The following is a 19,004-nucleotide window of genomic DNA, read 5'->3' on the forward strand; positions in this document are numbered from 1 at the left end:
CCCGTGACACGAAGCAAGACAAGCTCCGGCACGCGGCAGCACCATAGAAGCGCTGCAAGCTGGAGTATCAGGACATGCGCATGCGTCTCGCCGCCTCGGTCACCGCGATCCTACTTGCCACGGCAGTTCATGCCGGTGCGGCGGACGTCTATCAGACCTATGAGCCGAACCCGGCTCCGCCGGCGCCGGCCGCATACGACTACGGCGACGCGGATCTCGTCTTCGAGCTCGGCATCGGTGGTGCTGTCCAGCCGGAATATCTGAGCTCGGACAACTACATGGCCGCGGTCTTCGGGATCGCCTCGGTCGAATATGTAAACATTCCGGGGATCGGCTCCTTTGGCGGCCGCGATGGACGCGGCTTTTCGATCGGCCCCTCAATCAACTATATCGGCGATCGCAAGCCATCGGACTTCCCGGACCTCGCCGGCCTCGATCCCCTGGACGACACCTACGAGCTCGGCGTCAAGATCGGGTATGAGTGGGAAAATGCCGAGGTTTACGGCGCTGTTCGCTATGCCTTTAACGGTGCGGAAGGCTTCACCGGAGATATCGGCGCGAACCTCATCGCGCGACCGACCGACCGCCTTCTTCTGAAGGCTGGCCCGACGGCCACCTTCGGCGACTCGGACTATGTGGGCGACTTTTTCTCGGTCAGCCCGGCGGAATTCGTCAATTCCGGCGGTCGCTTCAGCGTTTATGATGCCGATGGCGGCTTCACCAGTGTCGGCATTGCGGCCGAGGCGCGCTACGAGATCTTCACCGACTATTTCGTCACGGCTGATGCCTCCTGGGATCGCCTCGTGGGTGATGCGGCCGATTCGCCGATCACGACGCAGGCAGGCGACAAGGACCAGTATTATTTCGGCCTCGGCGTCTCCAAGCGCTTCTCGCTCGATCTCTGGTAAGATCGTATCCGGCTGATTCAGCCCGGCGAGCTTTTCGACGGCATTTTACAAGGCTCCGCAACGATGCGGGGCCTTTCTGCATTTCTGGACCGACTGCAAATTCCGCGTAGAGGTTCGCAATGCCCTATCTGACCACCAATGACGACGTCGATCTGTTCTTCAACGACTGGGGAACGGGCCGGCCCATCGTCCTCGTCCATGGCTGGCCGCTCAACGCGGACATGTGGGCCTATACGGCGAACGAGCTGGTCGAGCGCGGCTTTCGGGTGATTGCCTATGATCGCCGGGGCTTCGGGCGGTCCGAACAGCCGACCTCCGGCTACGACTATGACAAGCTGTCGGACGATCTCGCGGCCATCATGGATTATCTTCAGGTCGAGGATGCCGTTCTCGTCGGCTTTTCCATGGGCGGCGGCGAGGTTGCCCGCTACATGTCCCGGCACCAGCCGGAGGGCCGACGCGTCGGCAAGGCCGCGCTGGTATCGGCCGTCACGCCTTACATGGCCAAGGACGACAGCAATCCGGACGGCCTGCCCACCGACACCTTCGACAGCTTCATCGCTGAACTCAACAAGGATCGACCGGGCTTCCTGTCGGGTTTCGGCAAGCAGTTCTACGGCGTCGACGACGGCTCGGATGCCGTGTCCCCGGCTTATCTGAACTGGACCCAGCAGCTTGCGATGATGGGCTCGCTGCGGGCGACGATCGCTTGCGTCAACGCCTTCGGCAAGACGGATTTCCGCGAGGACCTGAAAGCGTTCGATGTTCCGACGCTCGTGATTCATGGCACCGGCGACAGCATCGTCCCGTTCGAGATTTCAGGGAAGAAGACCGCCGAAATGCTGTCCGACGCTGAACTCAAGGCCTATGACGGCGAGCCCCACGGGCTGCATTACACCAGCCAGGACAGGCTTGTGGACGACATCGCGGCGTTCGCCAAGAGCTGAACGGGGCCTCGCGAGGTTCACGAAAAAGGCCCGCCGGACAGACACCGGCGGGCCTTTCTGTTTGGTCGGTAGGGCCTTGGGGAGGTCCTTACGGCACGATCGAGTCGACTACACCGCCATCGACGCGCAGAGCCGCACCCGATGTCGCCGATGCTTGCCTCGAGCAGGCATAGACCACCATGTTCGCGACCTCCTCGACCTCGGCCGGGCGCTGGATGATCGAGGACGGGCGTTCGGACTTCACGAATTCGACACCGGCTTCCTTGACGGAGATGCCTTTCTCCTTCGCCATGTCTTCGAGCATGGCCTCGACGCCTTCGGAATAGGTCGGCCCCGGCAGAACGGAGTTGACCGTAACGCCCGTGCCGGCCGCGAATTTGGCAAGGCCGCGCGAAAGCGACAGGACCGCTGTCTTCGTAAATCCGTAATGGATCATGTCGGCCGGAATGTTCAGGGCCGATTCCGAAGACAGGAAGACGATGCGCCCCCAGCCCTTCTCGGTCATCTTCGGCAGAAGCGCGCGGGCCAGGCGTACGCCCGACATGACGTTGAGCTGGAAGAACTTCTCCCAGGTCTCGTCGTCCACCTCGTAGAAGGGTTGTGGCCCGAAAATGCCGACATTGTTGACGAGGATGTCGACATCGCCCGCCTTCCCGACGAGCGTGTTCACGCCTTCGGCTGTCGAAAGGTCCGCCGCGATGCCGGAGATATCGGCGCCGGAGGCGGCGTTCACGACCTTGCGCACCGCGTCCTCCACGCGGTCTTCGCTGCGTCCGTTGACGATGACCTTCGCGCCGGCTTTCGCGAGCCCGATGGCGCTCGCAAGGCCGATGCCGGCGGTCGATCCGGTGACGAGTGCGGTTTTTCCGCTGAGATCGATATGCATGTTGACTCCAGTGTGGCGACAAGGGTTTCGCTAGGCGAACCCACCGCTTTCGATAAGGTTGCGACGGAGCAGCTTTCGAGATTCATGGGCAGCTTGCATGATAGGGCCTGCCCGCTTCGGCGGGCGCTGCCACAATTGGTTCAGGTCCCGTTAAATCGCCGCATTTAGAGTCTGGAAGGGAAGGCGTCCGCTAAGGGGCGCACCGAACGGTAACCCGTCTCGCTGCGAAAGGCGGACGAGGGGAAGCGATGGGACCGGTGCGGGGCGCGCCTCAAGGTCCGAGTACCGCATGACGCGGTAAAGATGATCGCATGGATTGAGAAGCGGGGGCCACGCTGATGGCGGCCAGACGGCAGGAACGGATCGAACCGAATTTCGATGGCGGTTTCGAAAAACAAGGCGGCGACGATTTTCGCGTGACCGCGGACGATCGTGCCGTTCCGATGGCCGCGAACTCTCGCGGACGCAAGAAATCCGGCTCCGCACCCAAGGAGCGCCGCTCTTTCTTCGGCCTTGGCCGGTCGAAGTCAACTGCGAGCCGGTCTGGTTCCGGCGGCGGTGGCGGCGGCGGTGGCGGAAACGGGCGGCGCAAGCGCAGCTTCCTCGGCCATTTCGTCCGCATGAGCCTGACGCTTGCTGTCTGGGGTGCGCTCGGCGTCGCGGTTCTCCTGGGCTATTTCGCGGTCAAGCTTCCGAGCGAAGCCTGGGCGATCCCCGATCGTCCGCCCAATGTGAAGATCGTCTCGGTCGATGGCCGGATGATCGCCAATCGCGGCCTGACAGGCGGCAAGGAAGTCGCGCTCGACGAGATGAGCCCCTGGATTCCACAGGCGGTGATGGCGATCGAGGATCGCCGCTTCTACGACCATTTCGGCGTCGATCCGATCGGTATCGCCCGCGCCGCCGTCGAGAACTATCAGGCCGGCTCCACGGTGCAGGGCGGCTCGACCCTGACCCAGCAGCTTGCCAAGAACATTTTTCTCAGCCCCGAACAGTCGCTTCAGCGCAAGATCCAGGAAGCGATCCTGTCTTTGTGGCTGGAGCACAAGTTCACCAAAGACCAGATCATGGAGATGTATCTCAACCGGGTCTATTTCGGCTCCGGCGCGACCGGCGTCGAAGCGGCTGCCCGGCGATATTTCAACAAGAGCGCGTCAGAGGTCGAGTTGCACGAGGCGGCGCTTCTTGCCGGCCTTCTGAAGGCACCGTCGCGCCTCTCGCCGGCGCGGGACGCGGAAGCGGCCAAGGAGCGCGCGGATGTCGTGCTCGCCGCAATGCGTGAGGAAAACTACATCACCGACGCGGAATTCAAGGCTGCGCGGGCCGAAGAGCCGATCAAGGCCAAGAGCTTCTGGAGCGGCGCGGAAAACTACGCCGCCGATGTCGTCATGGACGACCTGAAGGACCTTATCGGCGAGGTGAAGGAAGATGTGATCGTCGAGACGACGATCGATCTCGACCTTGAAAAAGAAGCCGAGAAGGTCATCAAGGAAACCGTCTACAGCGCCAAGCAGAACGTGTCTCAGGGCGCGCTCGTCGCGATCGACGGTACCGGCGCAATCCGCGCCCTTGTTGGCGGTGTCGACTATTCCAAGAGCCAGTACAATCGCGCCTTCCAGGCGCGCCGCCAGCCGGGTTCAGCCTTCAAGCCTTTCGTCTACCAGACGGCGATGGAGCAGGGATGGCGCCCGGAAACGGTGCTCAACGACGCGCCGGTCAAGATCGGCAACTGGACTCCATCGAACTACGACAACAAATATCGCGGCCCGGTAACCCTCGCGGTGGCCCTTCAGAAGTCGCTCAACACCATCGCCGCCCAGTTGATCGAGGCGGTCGGCCCTGCTTCCGTCATCGAGACGGCCAATCGCATGGGGATCAAGTCGGAGATTACCGACAATGCCGCGATCGCGCTCGGCACGTCCGAGGTTTCGCTCCTGGAGCTGACGGATGCTTTCGTTCCCTATTCGAACGGCGGCTACGAGGCGACGCCCCATCTGGTGAACCGGGTCACGACCGAGGACGGCAAGCTTCTCTGGGAGCGTGGTGCGGAGGTTCCGCCGGTGATCGTCGACCCCGATACGGTGGCGATGATGAATGCGATGCTTTCGCGCGTCGTCTCGTCGGGTACGGCCCGTCGCGCGCAGCTCGATGGCTGGGAAGCCGGCGGCAAGACCGGCACGACCAACGACTACAAGGACGCTTGGTTCATCGGCTACACTTCGAACCTGACGGCCGGCGTCTGGCTGGGCAATGACAACGGCGCGAAGATGCGTCAGGTGACGGGCGGCTCGATGCCGGCCGAAGCCTGGAAGAAGTTCATGACCGCCGCGCATAAGGGGATTCCGGCTTCGCCACTGCCGGGCGGCTACGAGATCGGTGGGCCGCAGCAGCCATTGGTCGCCGATGGCTCCGATGGCGGCTTCTACGATCCGGCGATGGATCCGAACGGCGATCCCTATTATGCGCCCGCCGGCCAGGTCCCGCCCGAAGATGTGGGCGGTGGCCAGCGGACCGCAGACGGACGCGGCCGGGTGTTCGACACGCCTCCGCCTCCGGGCGTCAGCGTTCAGGGTCGGGTTCGCAATCCCTCACTGCTTGAGAGCATTTTCGGCATGTGACGCTCGACGGCCTTTGAAACCATGGGTTCAATCGGCCGTCGGTCCCAGCCGAAACTGCGATGGACGGACCGGTGGTCCCTTCGCTAGAACCCCGTCGAAAGCTGCCGCGCGAGCGGCGGCAAGATGGGAGAATCACATGCAATTCGCCAGATATCCGAGCCTCGACGGCGCAACCGTCTTCGTCACGGGCGGCGCTTCGGGGATCGGCGCGGACGTGGTTCGCGCGTTTGCCGATCAGGGCAGCAAGGTGGGCTTTCTCGATTTCGATCGCGATGGCGGTGAGGCGCTCGCCGCCGATCTCGGTCCCTCGATCGCCTTCGAGTTTTGCGACCTGCGCGATGCGGCCTCCATCAAGCCGGCGATCGACGCGCTCATTGCGCGGATCGGTGCCCCGTCCGTCCTCGTCAACAATGCGGCCCGCGACGACCGGCATGACTGGAAGGACGTGACGCCCGAATATTACGACGAGCGCATCGCGACGAATATCCGGCACATGTTCTTCGTCACGCAGGCCGTTGCGCCGCATATGATCGAGGCCGGAAAGGGCTCGATCGTCAATATGGGCTCGAATTCCTGGTGGGAGAAAGCCGGCGGCATGCCGGTCTATACGACCTCGAAGGCCGGTGTGCATGGCATGACCCGCGCGTTCGCGCGCGATCTCGGCCCCCATCGCATCCGGGTGAACACGGTCGTGCCGGGCTGGATCATGACCGAGCGCCAGAAAGAGCTCTGGGTGAGCGATGAGGCGATCGAGGCCCACAGGGCGAACCAGTGCCTGCCCGATCTCATCGAACCGGTCTTCGTGGCGCGGATGGTGCTCTTCCTCGCATCGGACGATGCGGCGATGTGCACGGCCAACAACTACATGGTCGAGGCCGGGTCCATCTGATCCCGGCGGTCGTTTAGCCGGGTCTGGCCGGCTTCAAGTCCGGCCGGGCACGGTATAATACCGCCGGACGAATGAATTGACCCGTTGGGTCAATCCACGCCCGGCAAACGTCTCAAACGCCGCTCGGGCTGCCGACGACCCATGAAACCGATGGTTTCGAAGGTCCGCCGGTATCAGCGGGCGTTGCGTGCCGCGATCCGGTGGGGAAGCAGCGAGAAGCGGATGCGGGTTCTTGGCTCACCCGACAGACGGTCGGCGCTTTCGTCGATCTTCTGAAGCTTGGTGTGGTCGAGGGCTGTGAAGCTCGTCAGCATCGTTGGTACTCCAGTGCGGACATTCTTGTCTCTGCTGCACTGCAATATGACCTTTGCGACGGGCAACGACAACGCATCGGGGTGGGATGCGCCCATGCCTCAATGCATGGGTGGTTTCACGCAACCTTCATGCATTCGTGCCTATCGTTTGACCCTCGTGCCGCCTCCGGCTCACCATCAGGTCGAAGATGCCGTATGCCGCGACGAACGCAAAGCAGACGGCCGGCACCACATAGGCGGTGGTCGCGCCATAGGCGTCCATCGTTGCGCCATGCACGAGAGGCAGTAAGGCCCCGCCGAGAATGGCCATGACGAGGCCGGCCGCGCCGAATTTGGTATCCTCGCCAAGGCCTTCGAGCGCGATGCCGTAGATCGTCGGGAACATCAGAGAGAGACAGAGCGACAGGGAAACGACCGCGATGACGCCGCTGAGATTTGGCACGATCACCGCGTAGAGACACAGGACGACGCCGAGAGCGGCCATGGCGCAGAGCAGAAGCGACGGCCTGAAGAAACCCAGAAGATAGGTCATCACGAAGCGCGAGATCAGGAAGACGATGAGGCTCGCCTGCAGCCATGCGCCACCCGCAGACTCCGTGGCGCCGATCGCGGACTGGGAATACTGGATGGTGAACGTCCAGGTGCAAGTCTGGGCCGCGACGTTGAAGAACTGGGCGATGACGCCGAAGCGGTAATGGCGGTTCTTGACCAGTCGCTTGATCGTCGGCCCCACGTCGAGAGAGGAGATACCGGCCTCCTCGTCGCGCGTTTTCGGCACCTTCGACAGGGCGATACCGATCCAGATGAGGACGAGCAGGCAGGCCATGCCCACATAGGGCGTCATCACGGCACTCAGCTCGGCCTGCTGGATCTGTTCGAGCCGTTCGGGCGCCATCGCCGCGCGCTCGGCCTCGCTTGCGGGATTGAGCTGCGGCAGGATGAGCGTTGCGGCGAGAAACACGCCGATATTCGTGCCGACCGGATTGAAAGCCTGGGCGAAGTTCAACCGCCGTGTCGCGTTCTCTTCCGGCCCCATGGCTATGACGAAGGGATTGGCCGATGTTTCGAGCACCGACAGCCCCGCCGCCAGAACGAAGAGCGCGGCGAGAAACGGGCCAAAGGTCATCCAGATGCTCGCCGGATAAAACAGGAAGGCCCCGATCGCCGCGAGGCCGAGGCCGACGAGAACGCCGGTCTTGTAGGAATAGCGCCTTGTGATGAAGGCTGCGGGGAGGGCAAGCAGGAAGTAGGCCCCGTAATAGGAAAACTGCACGAAGGCCGATTGCAGGGCCGACATGGAAAAGATCTTCGAGAAGACGTTGACCAGGGGATCGGTCATGTTCGCCGCAATGCCCCAGGCTGCAAAGCAGGTGACGAGAAGAACGAAGGGAACTGTCATTCCCGAATAGAAAAAGGGCGGCTTGTCTTTCATCTCGCTGCGCCTCCCAACGCCATGCTGCCCGCAATCGGATTGTTCTTCATCCCTCTGCGAGCATTTTCTTTCTCAAAAGCATAGCGGCGAGACGCCTTCGAGCGAGGCTTAGCGCGAAAATTCTCATGAAAAGAACGTGGAATCTCAAGCGCATCGGCCCGCGTGAACCAACGCGGGCGCTTGATCGGTGTCCGCTTGCCGCCACCGTTTGCCGGCCAACTGAGCACGCAAGCGACAGATTGCTTCGAGACCATCCGATGGAAAGGCCTCAGTGAAGCTGTCCTGATGATAAGCAAGAAGAAGTATTTCTTGGCAGCAAACTGCTGTCTCTGGATGTTTCGACGTTGTCGGAAAACGACATATGAATACGTAACAAAGCTTTTATTAGTTATTCTGGTCGTCTCGATAATCGTATCGACTGATAATAATTCAGTTTGTCTTATCTAAAATTGGTGTGGTTGTGAGGGGGCGGAGAATCACAATGGACATTGTTTCGTTCTTGCGAAGACCAAGATTTTTGAAGACATATGTGATCGTCTGCGGCGTCGCTGTCGCCCTGCCGTTCCTCGGCATCCTCAGCGGTACGATTGGTTATTATGCCTATAAAGAAAAGCAGGAGCGACTTGCCGCTGGCCAACAACAGAACGCAGAACTGCTCCATGTCGTTCACGACGTCGTCGATGCGGAAATCGCAGCGCTTCATGCCATTGCCGGCTCTCCAGCGTTCTCAGACGGCATTGACCGCGAAATGCTTGCCATCCTGGCGGAGGCGCTCGCTTTCAAGGGCGAAATATCGGTTTTCGATATGCGGCTCTTCAAAGAAGTCTACGCTTCGGGTGAGCGCGTAAACGAAACGCTCGAGTCAGTGCTTGCTTATGATCAGGCCAAAATAGTCGCGGAGACGAAAGGGAATTTCGTTTCGAACCTTTTGCCCTCGCCGACGGGAAAAGGTTACGCCATTGCCCTATCCGTTCCGGTCAAAGCGGGACCGGGAAAGCGGCGCTCGCCTTCGGAAGATGTACGTTACGTCGTGACGGCGTTCATCGATATGGCGACCTTTGCTGATCTCCTGGCCGAAAGAAATTTGGGCGACGGATATTTCGGCTCTCTCGTCGATCGTACAGGCCGCATCATCGCAAGAACGGACAGGGACGCTGAGAAGACGGGGCAGATCCTTCCCGGCTTCAGCAGCGTCAATTCATTGAGCGGTACCTGGTCAGGCGTCAATCCGGCCGGAGTCGAGGTCTACGGCTTCTGGACAACCGAAAGTCGGACCAACTGGACCCTGACAACGGGTATTTCAAAGTCGCTCGTCGAAGCGCCAATCTGGGCTTCTCATGTCATCGTCGGATCGTTTGCGCTCGCAATGGCCTCGGCCCTCTTCGCTGGCTTCTGGTTTGCAGGACGCCGCATTCAAGCGTCCTGCAAAGCCCTTACATCGGCAGCCGATGGCATGCGTTCCGGCCGTCCTGTCACAATACCGACGCTTCCGATCCATGAAGCCAACAAGCTCGGCGCTGCGATCGTTTCAGCATCGATCGACATCGGCGAGCAGGCGAAAACACTCTCCGCCCAGGCGGATGCGCTGAAGGAGGCAAACGATCTGCTCGAATATCGCATCGCGGAACGGACAAGCGCGCTTTCGGCTGCTTTGAGAAAGGCTGAACAGGCCGAAGAAAAAGCGATGTCCGCCGTAAGGGAAATGGCCCGTCTGGCGACACGAGACGCGCTGACCGGCGTCAACAACAGACGATATTTCGACACCGCTCTTCAGCAGGACCTGATGTCGCCGAAACGCCTCGAAAACCGGTTGTCTCTCCTCATCGTCGACGTCGATCACTTCAAGTCGATCAACGATCGGTTCGGCCATCATGTCGGCGATGACGTTCTGCGCTCCATGGCCGACACCTTGCAGGCGCAGCTTCATCATCCTGACGACGCCCTCTTTCGGATCGGAGGAGAAGAATTCGCAATCCTGTTACCATCGACCCGTCAGGACCAGGCGCTTATCGTCGCGAACCGCATACACGATGCAGTCCGCGCTAAAGCGATGCATGACCTGACGCCATGTGGAAGTGTCACCGTTTCGATCGGCATAGCCATGGATACGGGGCCCGGTGAATCCGCTCGATCGCTTTACAGTCGCGCCGACAAGGCCCTGTACGAAGCCAAGAGCGCCGGTCGAAACACGACGAGACTGGCTGCCTCTTTTGGTTCGGACGCAGACGCGAACGTGCTGGCATTCAAAGCGAAATAATATGACACCCGTCTCAAGACCGGCGGGTCTTGAGACGGGTGTCTCCCTTCAGCTCGATCCAGCGCCTATTAGTCGCGAAAGGGGGCTGGAGTCCTCACTTCTTTCGCTTTCATCGAACGATGTTCGTTTCTGCGTTGCCTGAAACGACATTGGCACTCCGGCTTCAGATGCGATCCAGAGCACCGGTCGCAACGACAGGTCCCGTCGGAGCGCCCGTCGGCGACCCGCCTTGCGGTTCAAGCGAAATTGCGAGCGTCGAGCCGGACGCGTTCTCGCCGACCTGCTGAAGCTTCAGCGTCAAAGGCTGCCCGTCCTGAAGCAGGCCAAGGGAGCGCGGTGCCGGCGCCTGATCTTCGATGAGCCAGAGTTCGGGGACGCGGTCCTGATCGGCAATCCCGTCGACCGGGATCAGCGTCGCCGTCTGGTTTTGCAGATCGACGAGGACGGTGAAGAAGGTCTCGCCCGTATCGGAGGCAAGCCGCGCGGCCAGCATCTGCCCCTCCGGCGCGCCAGTCCGGAACCCCTCCGGCGGAACGAGAACCGCCAGGGCGACGAAGGCGGCGGCTGCCAGAAGCGAACTTGCGCCGGCGAGCGTCCGCCAGATCGGCGAGACGCCGCTGTAGCCACTGCTGGCCTTCGTTTTCGTCTTCGTCTGCTCGGCTCTTCCGCGATATGTGGCGCTGACCCGGGCGATCCGGTCGATATCTTCACTGATACGGTCCCACACGACGGCGGGAGCATCGACGCTGCGGATTTCCGAAACCAGCGGCGCAAGACGGTTTTCCCACCACACGACGCTGGAGGCGAACGCGCCATCTTCGCGCATCCGGCGCTCGGCCGCCCGGCGCTCGGCGCCATCGAGGACGCCCACGACATACTCTGCCGCCAGGTCGGGCCTTGCTTCTGACTGATCCTGAAGGTCGCTCATTGGGAGAGACATCCTTTCAGCTTGATCAGGCCGCGCCTGATGACACTTTTCATGGTACCGAGAGGAACCTCGGCTTTATCCGCAAGCTCCTGGTAGGTCTGCCCACCGAAGAACGCGGTACGAATGGCTGTGCCCGTCCTCTCGTCGAGTTCGTCGATGCAAGAGTCCAGGCGTTTGCGATCGTCCTCCGCACTCAGATGAGCGAATGCGTCGGGCGTATCGTCGGCGACGTCGAGGGCCGTGTCGATGTCTTTTTCGTCTCGCCGGCCGATCTGACGGACCCGATCGATGGAACGGTTCCGCGCGATCGTCGCGAGCCAGGTGATCGGGCTTGCGCGATCGGGGTCGAAATCGGCGGCCTTCATCCAGACCGAGAGATAGACATCCTGCAAGACGTCTTCGGCTTCTCGCCGGTCGTTCAAGATACGCAAGGCCACGCCGAAAAGCTTCGCCTGGGTGCGATCGTAAAGGGCTTTGAGCGCGGCCTTGTCGCCGGCCCCGATCTGGCTCAAGCACTGGACCAGATATTGTCGACCGTTGTCGGCGTCCTGGTTTGAACTCGTCGCCATCTCGATACTCCCTGACACGGCGAAAAGGCCAACAAGTTTGATGGGCGGAAGTCAACCGATTTGCGTAAGGTCGACTTGCGTTGGGTCTGGAAAGAAAACGCTCATGGCTCTCGAGTTCGCAGGGGCGGACACATCCTCTACGACGGCCGAACGGCTCAACCGACCGACGACGCACTGACTGCGATCGATGGCACGGAAGATCGGGAGCGGTGGATGGTGAGATTTTGAGAAGAGCGTAAAGGCCGTTGCCGGAAGGGGCGTGGCTGAAAAAGGCACGGCGCCTGAAGGCGCCGCGCCTGATAAGGTGGTGTTTACGTCAAAGCGAGCGCCCGCGGCGACCCATGAACAGCGAAATCAGGAACAGAACGATCGCGACGACCGCGATGATCTTTGCGATGCCGACAGCGGTGCCGGCGATGCCGCCAAAGCCGAGAACAGCCGCGACAAGGGCGACGACGAGAAAGAGAATTGCCCAACCAAACATAATGACGGTCCTTTCGAGATCGGGTTTTGATCATCCGCGCGAGACCGTCCCGTTTACTCCCGGCCGTATCGACGGTGATTTCAGTTGTTAAAACGTCGCACCCTGCAATGTGATCCCGTTGATGAAAAAGAATCTTTTGGATGGCTGAATAAAAGGGCCGATCCGAAGACCGACCCTTCCTGAACTGGCATTGGCCGATGCATGCTGGATCAGATCCCCGGGTGGTGCACCTCTTGCAGCCCGTAGACCGGCGTCGGTATGCCCTCGTATCGGGCCTTCAACTGAAGCGCGAGATAGAGCGAGTAGTGACGCGACTGGTGGAGATTGCCACCGTGCATCCAAAGGTGCTCCACCTGCGTCGGTTTCCACATGTTGCGCTGCTCGCCTTCCCACGGGCCAGGGTCTTTGGTGGTGTCGGATCCAAGGCCCCAGACCTTACCGATCTTCAGCGCAGTGTCGCGGTCGATCAGGTCTTCGACCCAGCCGTTCATCGAGCCGTAGCCCGTGGCGAAAACCACGAGATCGGCCGGCAGCTCGGTGCCGTCCTCCAGCTTGATGCCGGTCTCGGTGAACTCCTTCACCTGGCCTGACGCGAGTTTCACCTTGCCGTCGATGATGAGCTGGGCCGCACCGATATCGATGTAATAGCCAGACCCGCGGCGCAGATATTTCATGAAGAGGCCAGAGCCGTCATCGCCCCAATCGAGCTTGAAGCCGGCCTTTTCCAGCCCATCGTAAAAGTCCTTGTCGAGTTCTTTCACCTTGTCATAGACCGGCTTCTGGAACTGGTGGAGGATGCGATAGGGCAGGGACGCGAAGATCATGTCCGCCTTATGAGTGTCGACGCCGCTCTCGACCGCCCGCTCCGAGTAAAGATCGCCGAGCCCGTATTCCATCAGCTTGTCGGACTGGATGATGTGGGTCGACGAGCGCTGAACCATGGTGACGTCCGCCCCGACATCGTGGAGTGCGCTGCAGATGTCGAAGGCCGAGTTGTTGGAGCCGACGACAACGACTTTCTTGTCTGCATAGGCGTCTGGCCCCGGATGCTGGGAGGAGTGCTGGACTTCGCCTTTAAATTTCTCTTCGCCGGGCAATTTCGGCCTATTGGCCTTGCCGCTCATGCCGGTCGCAAAGACCAGTTCCTTCGGGCGAAGCGTCACGCTCTCGCCGTTGCGATTCACCTCGACGACCCATTCGCCCTTGGCCTCGTCGTAATGGGCGGAAACCGCTTCGGACTTCTCCCAGTAGTTAAGCTCCATGACCCTGGTGTAGAATTCCAGCCAGTCTCCGATCTTGTCCTTGGGGGCAAAGACCGGCCAGTTCTCCGGAAACTTCAGATAGGGCAGGTGATCGTACCAGACCGGATCGTGCAGGCAGAGCGACTTGTAGCGGTTGCGCCATGAATCGCCCGGTCGATCGCGCCGTTCCAGGATGATCGCCGGCACCCCCAGCTGGCGAAGCCGCGCGCCGAGTGCGATGCCGCCCTGGCCGCCACCGACGATCACCACATGGGGCTGCGTCTCGTAGCCGAGCGTCTTCTTTTCCTGGTCGATACGCTGACGCATGTTCAGCTTGTCGCTGTCATGGCCGTGAACGGCCCCCAGGGGACGCGCCTTGCCGCGGTTTTCCTCGTATCCCTTGAGTTCCGTCATCGCGGTGAGGAAGGTCCAGGCTTTCCCGTCCTGAAGCCGGGCCAGGCCTTCGCCGCGCGCGATATCGGTCTCGAAGGTGAACCAGGCGGTGATGACGCCGCCATCCTCGCTCGGCTCGTCAGAAAGCTGAAAATTCTTCGGCCGCACCCGGTCGAGCGTTGCCAGAAGCATGTCCTTCACGCCGGCCGGGTTTTCGACGGTCTTGATATTCCACGTGAAGGTGACGAGATCGCGCCAGAAGCTTGTGGCCGCGAACATGCTTGCCGCTGCTTCCGCATCACCGGCGGCGAGCGTCTTCTCGAAATCTGCGAACCAGGCTTCCGTCTTCCGGCGGATTTCGCTTTTTTCTTCGCTCCGAGGTCTTTCGAGCGTTTCGCTCATCATTGTTCCTCCCTTTGAAATGCATGTCGGCACGGGTGTTGATTTTAAGCGCCCTCCCGAACGCTGGCCGTGTCCGCCTGGCAGTCTGCGCGTCGGGGACATGGTCTGCAAGGAGTCCGAAAGTATACCCCGGTGCTGCAACGGCATGGGTGGTTCAGACCCGCCTTCACAGGGGTTTCTGCCTTCATGAAATCTTCGTGAGAGCGCAATCAGGGGGTCACGACGGGCGCGGAAACTTCGGATACGAAAACCTGAAAGCCCGAAAGGCCTCCCGATGTCCCGTCCTGTCTCCATCTCCCGTCGCAGGTTTCTTCAGACGACCGGCGCAACGGGCCTCGTTGCCGCATCCTCGCTCGCAATGCCCCGGCTGAGCCGCGCCCAGAGCCGTCCGTCCTTTACGCACGGCGTTCAGTCCGGCGATGTCGATACCTCTTCCGGCATGGCCTGGGTCCGTGCAGACAGGCCATCGAGCATCGAGTTCGAATGGGCAACGACCGACAGCTTCAAGGACCCGACCCGGCTCCATGCCATCAGCGCGACCCCCGACAACGACCTCGCGGTCAAGCGCCTTCTCACCGAACTTCCGTCCGATCAGGATATCTTCTGGCGCGCTCGCGCCACCGACCTCACCGACAGCAACGCCCAGTCGGACTGGACGAGGGGCCATTTCCGCACGGCACCCACCCAAAAGCGCAATGTCCGCTTTGCGTGGTCGGGCGACACGGCCGGGCAGGGCTGGGGCATCGACGAGAGCCGGGGCGGCATGAAGACCTACGGGACGATGAACAGCCACGACCTCGACTTCTTCATTCACTCCGGCGACACGATCTACGCGGACGGGCCCATGGAAGAGAGCGTCGATCTCGAAATGGGCGGCGTCTGGAACAATATCGTCACGCCGGAAAAGGCGAAGGTCGCCGAGACGCTCGACGAATTCCGGGGCCAGTGGAAATACAATCTGCTCGACCAGAACCTGAAGGATTTCAACGCTGAGGTTCCGACCTTCTTCCAGTGGGACGATCATGAAGTCGTCAACAACTGGTCGCCGTCGAAGGACCTGTCGGAGGATGACCGCTACTCGGTGAAGGACGTCCTGCTGCTTGCCTCGCGTGCCGGCCAGGCCTTCCACGAAATGACGCCGATCCGCTACCAGCCGGAGGAACCGGGCCGGGTCTACCGGACGATCCATTACGGACCGCTGGTCGATGTCTTCTTCCTCGATCTGCGCTCATATCGCGGCGGCAACAGTGACAACCTTCAAGATGAGAGTTCTGCGGCGAGCGCCATGATGGGCACGCGTCAGATTGCCTGGCTGAAGGACGCGCTCGCAAAGTCCGAGGCGACATGGAAGGTAATCGCCTCCGACATGCCGATCGGGCTCCTTGTTCGCGACGGCGACCTATGGGAAGCGGTCGCGAACGGCGACGACGGCGAGCCGAAGGGCCGGGAGATGGAATTTGCGGAGATCCTGCGCTTCATCAAGCGGGAGAATATCCTCAATACGGTCTGGCTGACCGCCGACGTCCATTACACCGCCGCCCATCATTATTCGCCGGACAGGGCCGCGTTTCAGGATTTCGAACCCTTCTGGGAGTTCGTCTCGGGTCCTATCCATTCGGGAACCTTCGGGCCCGGTGAACTGGATGGGACCTTCGGGCCGGAAGTCCGCTTTTCCAAGGCCCCGGAGGGAGGCCGGGCCAACCTTCCGCCGTCTGAAGGCCTGCAGTTCTTCGGCCTCGTCGATATCGATGGGGAAAGCGAAGCGCTGACGGTCCGCCTGATGGACTGGGATAACACCGAACTCTGGTCCACGACGCTTGAGCCGCAGCGCGAGGCATAAGCACCCTTTCCTTCGCGAAAGGCGCGCTATCAGGCGGTCGAAGCCGCCGGGGTCTGGTCGACCGGGGCTGACTTCAGTCCACCACCGGTTCCACATGGTCGCGCAGGAACCGCGCGGCTCCCTCTTCGTCGATCTCGCCAGCCGCGACCCCAAGTACGAAGGCGATGACCACAGGCTGACCCGCTTCGATCCTGTAGCCATGGAGACGAGGGAACACGTAAGCTGCGATGAAGGCGATCCGCTTGTTGCCATCGTTGAACGGATGGTTGCGCACCAGTCCGTAAAGATAAACTGCGGCCAGGTCGAATATATCCGGTTCACCGGAGGCGGCTTTGTTGACCGGGCGCGAAAGAGCCGCTTCTAGCGCGTTTTCGTCCTTTAGACCGAACAGCCCGCCCTGCTCGCGAAGTTGTTCGTCATGGATCGTTTCGATTGCCTGGCGAGACAGCCATTGGCGATCCGTCATGTTGCCAGTTCGCGCAGAGCGACCCGGTACTTCGCCATCGCCTCACGAGCTGCTTTCATCTGACGATCGAAATCTGCTTTTACCGGCTCTAGTCTGACGCCGTCTCCCTGGCGCACGATACTCAGCTCGTCGCCTGAGCTGAGACCCAATTCCTCGAGCACGTCCTTCGGGATGATGATCCCTTCGGAATTGCCGATCTTTCGAATGGTGACGTTCATGGGATGTCTCCTCCGTTATAACAACTGATATAACGCCGGCCGTTTGTCGTTGCGACACCTGTTGCAACGTCGCTTGTGCAACCTCCTGCAGTTCGCTGTGCAAACCGGGATCGCGTGCGCGACACCGCAGCCCGTTTAAAAACGGCAAGAGGCTCTGATTGCGACGCCATTCGACATCGCGTGAATTTCGCCGACATATTCGTCTGAAATCACGTCTGATCGCTCTTACGAAGGCGCTTTCATTCGTCTAAATGAGCCGCATGGCTTCACCACCGCTTCTTCGCCTCGACGATGTCCGCCTCACGTTCGGCGGAACACCGCTTCTCACCGGCTGCGAACTCAATGTTCTGCCGGGCGACCGGATCGCGCTTGTCGGCCGCAATGGTTCCGGCAAGTCGACGCTTCTGAAGATCGCGGCCGGGCAGATCGAGCCCGATGCCGGCGAGGTGTTCCTGAAACCCGGCACCACACTGCGCTATCTCCCGCAGGAGCCCGATTTCGGCACGTTCGAGACCGTCGGCGACTATGTGCGCTCGGGGCTTGGCCCGGCGGACGATCCCTACCGGGTGGATATGTGCCTGATGGCGCTCGGTCTTTCGGAAGACATGGTGCCGGCGAACCTTTCCGGCGGCGAGGCCCGCCGCGCGGCGCTCGCCCGCACGCTGGCGCCGGAACCGGACGTCATTCTGCTTGACGAGCCGACCAACCATCTCGACCTGCCGACCATCGAATGGCTGGAAGGCGAGCTTGGCCAGATCAAGAGCGCGATCGTCACCATCAGTCACGACCGCCGCTTCCTTCAAACCGTGACGAAGGCCACGGTCTGGCTCGATCGCGGCTCCGCCAAGCGGCTCGACGAGGGCTTTGCCAGCTTCGAGGGCTGGCGCGACAAGCTGCTTGAGGAAGAAGAGCGCGACCTTCAGAAGCTCGATCGCAAGATCGTCCGGGAAGAACACTGGCTGCGCTACGGCGTCACCGCGCGGCGCACCCGCAACCAGCGCCGGCTGGAGGGCCTCCATCAGCTGCGCCGCGACCGCAAGGACGCGCGCCGGGCCGAGGGCAAGGTGGCCATGAGCGCCGGCGAGACCCGCGAAAGCGGCAAGCTGGTCATCGAGGCGATCGACGTGACGAAAGCCTATGGCGAGCGCACGCTGGTCAAGGATTTCTCCACCCGCATCGGGCGCGGCGACCGGCTCGGCCTCGTCGGTCCGAACGGGGCGGGAAAGACGACGCTTCTCAAGATGCTGATCGGCGAGATCAAGCCCGATTCAGGCCGCGTGAAGCTCGGCACCAATCTCGATCTTGCCTTTCTCGACCAGAAGCGCGCGGCCCTGAAGGACGAGGAGAGCGTGACCGACGCCCTCACCGGCGGGCGGGGCGATCAGGTGATGGTCAATGGCGAGCCGCGCCATGTCGCGGGCTATCTGAAGGACTTCCTGTTCAAGCCCGAGCAGATGCGGACGCCGGTCGGAAATCTATCGGGCGGCGAGCGGGCAAGGCTTTTGTTGGCGAAGACGCTGGCGACCCCCGCCAATCTGCTGGTGCTGGACGAGCCCACCAACGATCTCGACATGGAGACGCTGGACCTGCTGGAAGAGCTCGTGGCCAACTATCCCGGCACCGTGCTCCTCGTCAGCCATGATCGCGACTTTCTCGACCGGACTGTGACGAGCGTCGTGAACCCGGCCGATGCAGGCCGCTGGCTCGAATATGCGGGCGGTTATTCCGATATGCTCGCCCAGAAGCGAGACGCCGCGAAGGCTGCCAAGCCGGAAAGCGGCGGAAAGGGTGCGCAGAAAAAGAGCGGTGGATCGAACGCTTCGGCCAGTTCAAAGCCGGCGGCCAATTCCAACAAACTTTCCTACAAGCAGAAATTCGCCCTCGAAAATCTGCCGAAGGAAATTGAGAAGCTGGAGACCCGGATCGCCAAGGCGGAAAGCGAGATGAGCGATCCGAACCTCTTTTCGAAGAACCCCGAGCGCTTCAATGCCCTTGCCTCGGCGATCGATGCCGACCGCGCAGCTTTAGCCAAGGCAGAAGACGAGTGGCTGGAGCTGGAGATGATGGCGGGTGGGTAGGCACCGCGGCGCGAGGACCCCGCGCTAAGCCGAAAATTCTCGTCATTCTCGGCCCCCGTGCCGAGAATCCAGCGCGATCTTTCGTTTCGTGTCGAAGCTGACTTCAGCGTGCTGTCGCGACCTTCTCTGGATCC

General features: G+C 61.3%; 16 protein-coding genes. 7 read left to right on the top strand and 9 right to left on the bottom strand.

Annotation, left to right across the window (positions count from 1 at the left end):
* The first annotated feature begins 74 nt into the window (after positions 1 to 74).
* Entirely contained in the window at positions 75 to 908 is an 834-nt protein-coding gene (locus ABDX79_RS12325) for a MipA/OmpV family protein (RefSeq protein WP_346220593.1), read from the top strand.
* Positions 909 to 1,027: 119 nt separating this feature from the next.
* A complete protein-coding gene (locus ABDX79_RS12330) occupies positions 1,028 to 1,855 on the top strand; it encodes an alpha/beta fold hydrolase (protein WP_346220594.1) in 828 nt (275 codons plus the stop codon).
* Between the two features lie 88 nt (positions 1,856 to 1,943).
* On the opposite strand, the gene ABDX79_RS12335 is transcribed toward ABDX79_RS12330, so the two are convergent.
* Entirely contained in the window at positions 1,944 to 2,741 is a 798-nt protein-coding gene (locus ABDX79_RS12335) for an SDR family NAD(P)-dependent oxidoreductase (RefSeq protein WP_346220595.1), read from the bottom strand.
* Positions 2,742 to 3,079: 338 nt separating this feature from the next.
* On the opposite strand from ABDX79_RS12335, the gene ABDX79_RS12340 reads away from it, so the two are divergent.
* Positions 3,080 to 5,359, top strand: a complete 2,280-nt coding sequence (locus tag ABDX79_RS12340) for a transglycosylase domain-containing protein (protein WP_346220596.1) — start codon at positions 3,080 to 3,082, stop codon at positions 5,357 to 5,359.
* 136 nt (positions 5,360 to 5,495) lie between these two features.
* Positions 5,496 to 6,248: an SDR family NAD(P)-dependent oxidoreductase gene (locus ABDX79_RS12345; protein WP_346220597.1), complete on the top strand. Its 753-nt coding sequence runs from the start codon at positions 5,496 to 5,498 to the stop codon at positions 6,246 to 6,248.
* A gap of 173 nt (positions 6,249 to 6,421) precedes the next feature.
* Here ABDX79_RS12345 and ABDX79_RS12350 read toward each other — a convergent pair whose 3' ends face one another.
* Positions 6,422 to 6,562, bottom strand: coding sequence for a hypothetical protein (locus ABDX79_RS12350; protein ID WP_346220598.1), 141 nt, complete (start codon positions 6,560 to 6,562; stop codon positions 6,422 to 6,424).
* A 127-nt stretch (positions 6,563 to 6,689) separates the two neighbouring features.
* Positions 6,690 to 7,994: an L-fucose:H+ symporter permease gene (fucP, locus tag ABDX79_RS12355; protein WP_346220599.1), complete on the bottom strand. Its 1,305-nt coding sequence runs from the start codon at positions 7,992 to 7,994 to the stop codon at positions 6,690 to 6,692.
* A 517-nt stretch (positions 7,995 to 8,511) separates the two neighbouring features.
* Between fucP and ABDX79_RS12360 the strand changes: the two genes are divergently transcribed.
* Positions 8,512 to 10,251 carry a diguanylate cyclase gene (locus tag ABDX79_RS12360; protein ID WP_346220600.1) on the top strand — a complete coding sequence of 580 codons (1,740 nt, stop codon included), beginning with the start codon at positions 8,512 to 8,514 and terminating at the stop codon, positions 10,249 to 10,251.
* Between the two features lie 163 nt (positions 10,252 to 10,414).
* Here ABDX79_RS12360 and ABDX79_RS12365 read toward each other — a convergent pair whose 3' ends face one another.
* From ABDX79_RS12365 to ABDX79_RS12380, 4 genes are all read right to left on the bottom strand, one after another.
* Complete coding sequence (locus ABDX79_RS12365) at positions 10,415 to 11,179, bottom strand: anti-sigma factor (protein WP_346220601.1); 765 nt, start codon at positions 11,177 to 11,179, stop codon at positions 10,415 to 10,417.
* On the bottom strand, positions 11,176 to 11,748 hold the full coding sequence (locus ABDX79_RS12370; protein ID WP_346220602.1) for a sigma-70 family RNA polymerase sigma factor: 573 nt from the start codon (positions 11,746 to 11,748) through the stop codon (positions 11,176 to 11,178). Before ABDX79_RS12370 ends, ABDX79_RS12365 begins: the two co-directional genes overlap by 4 nt.
* Before the next feature lie 316 nt (positions 11,749 to 12,064).
* A complete protein-coding gene (locus ABDX79_RS12375; protein ID WP_346220603.1) occupies positions 12,065 to 12,232 on the bottom strand; it encodes a DUF1328 domain-containing protein in 168 nt (55 codons plus the stop codon).
* 209 nt (positions 12,233 to 12,441) lie between these two features.
* Positions 12,442 to 14,268: a flavin-containing monooxygenase gene (locus tag ABDX79_RS12380; protein ID WP_346220760.1), complete on the bottom strand. Its 1,827-nt coding sequence runs from the start codon at positions 14,266 to 14,268 to the stop codon at positions 12,442 to 12,444.
* Between the two features lie 274 nt (positions 14,269 to 14,542).
* Between ABDX79_RS12380 and ABDX79_RS12385 the strand changes: the two genes are divergently transcribed.
* On the top strand, positions 14,543 to 16,108 hold the full coding sequence (locus ABDX79_RS12385; RefSeq protein ID WP_346220604.1) for an alkaline phosphatase D family protein: 1,566 nt from the start codon (positions 14,543 to 14,545) through the stop codon (positions 16,106 to 16,108).
* 73 nt (positions 16,109 to 16,181) lie between these two features.
* Here the strand turns inward: ABDX79_RS12385 and ABDX79_RS12390 are convergent, their stop codons facing one another.
* Both ABDX79_RS12390 and ABDX79_RS12395 read right to left on the bottom strand, forming a co-directional pair.
* Complete coding sequence (locus ABDX79_RS12390; protein WP_346220605.1) at positions 16,182 to 16,574, bottom strand: type II toxin-antitoxin system death-on-curing family toxin; 393 nt, start codon at positions 16,572 to 16,574, stop codon at positions 16,182 to 16,184.
* On the bottom strand, positions 16,571 to 16,792 hold the full coding sequence (locus tag ABDX79_RS12395) for an AbrB/MazE/SpoVT family DNA-binding domain-containing protein (RefSeq protein WP_346220606.1): 222 nt from the start codon (positions 16,790 to 16,792) through the stop codon (positions 16,571 to 16,573). Before ABDX79_RS12395 ends, ABDX79_RS12390 begins: the two co-directional genes overlap by 4 nt.
* 260 nt (positions 16,793 to 17,052) lie before the next feature.
* Between ABDX79_RS12395 and ABDX79_RS12400 the strand changes: the two genes are divergently transcribed.
* Positions 17,053 to 18,870, top strand: coding sequence for an ABC-F family ATP-binding cassette domain-containing protein (locus ABDX79_RS12400; RefSeq protein ID WP_463671164.1), 1,818 nt, complete (start codon positions 17,053 to 17,055; stop codon positions 18,868 to 18,870).
* Positions 18,871 to 19,004: the final 134 nt, after the last annotated feature.

This window comes from Fulvimarina fulva, from assembly GCF_039652615.1.
Classification (GTDB): domain Bacteria; phylum Pseudomonadota; class Alphaproteobacteria; order Rhizobiales; family Rhizobiaceae; genus Fulvimarina.

Bases quoted from the DNA above. Each gene is read 5' to 3' on its own strand.
- ABDX79_RS12325 (WP_346220593.1), top strand. From the start codon at position 75: ATGCGCATGCGTCTCGCCGCCTCGGTCACCGCGATCCTACTTGCCACG.
- ABDX79_RS12330 (WP_346220594.1), top strand. From the start codon at position 1,028: ATGCCCTATCTGACCACCAATGACGACGTCGATCTGTTCTTCAACGAC.
- ABDX79_RS12335 (WP_346220595.1), bottom strand. From the start codon at position 2,741: ATGCATATCGATCTCAGCGGAAAAACCGCACTCGTCACCGGATCGACC.
- ABDX79_RS12340 (WP_346220596.1), top strand. From the start codon at position 3,080: ATGGCGGCCAGACGGCAGGAACGGATCGAACCGAATTTCGATGGCGGT.
- ABDX79_RS12345 (WP_346220597.1), top strand. From the start codon at position 5,496: ATGCAATTCGCCAGATATCCGAGCCTCGACGGCGCAACCGTCTTCGTC.
- ABDX79_RS12350 (WP_346220598.1), bottom strand. From the start codon at position 6,562: ATGCTGACGAGCTTCACAGCCCTCGACCACACCAAGCTTCAGAAGATC.
- fucP (WP_346220599.1), bottom strand. From the start codon at position 7,994: ATGAAAGACAAGCCGCCCTTTTTCTATTCGGGAATGACAGTTCCCTTC.
- ABDX79_RS12365 (WP_346220601.1), bottom strand. From the start codon at position 11,179: ATGAGCGACCTTCAGGATCAGTCAGAAGCAAGGCCCGACCTGGCGGCA.
- ABDX79_RS12370 (WP_346220602.1), bottom strand. From the start codon at position 11,748: ATGGCGACGAGTTCAAACCAGGACGCCGACAACGGTCGACAATATCTG.
- ABDX79_RS12375 (WP_346220603.1), bottom strand. From the start codon at position 12,232: ATGTTTGGTTGGGCAATTCTCTTTCTCGTCGTCGCCCTTGTCGCGGCT.
- ABDX79_RS12380 (WP_346220760.1), bottom strand. From the start codon at position 14,268: ATGAGCGAAACGCTCGAAAGACCTCGGAGCGAAGAAAAAAGCGAAATC.
- ABDX79_RS12385 (WP_346220604.1), top strand. From the start codon at position 14,543: ATGTCCCGTCCTGTCTCCATCTCCCGTCGCAGGTTTCTTCAGACGACC.
- ABDX79_RS12390 (WP_346220605.1), bottom strand. From the start codon at position 16,574: ATGACGGATCGCCAATGGCTGTCTCGCCAGGCAATCGAAACGATCCAT.
- ABDX79_RS12395 (WP_346220606.1), bottom strand. From the start codon at position 16,792: ATGAACGTCACCATTCGAAAGATCGGCAATTCCGAAGGGATCATCATC.
- ABDX79_RS12400 (WP_463671164.1), top strand. From the start codon at position 17,053: ATGGCTTCACCACCGCTTCTTCGCCTCGACGATGTCCGCCTCACGTTC.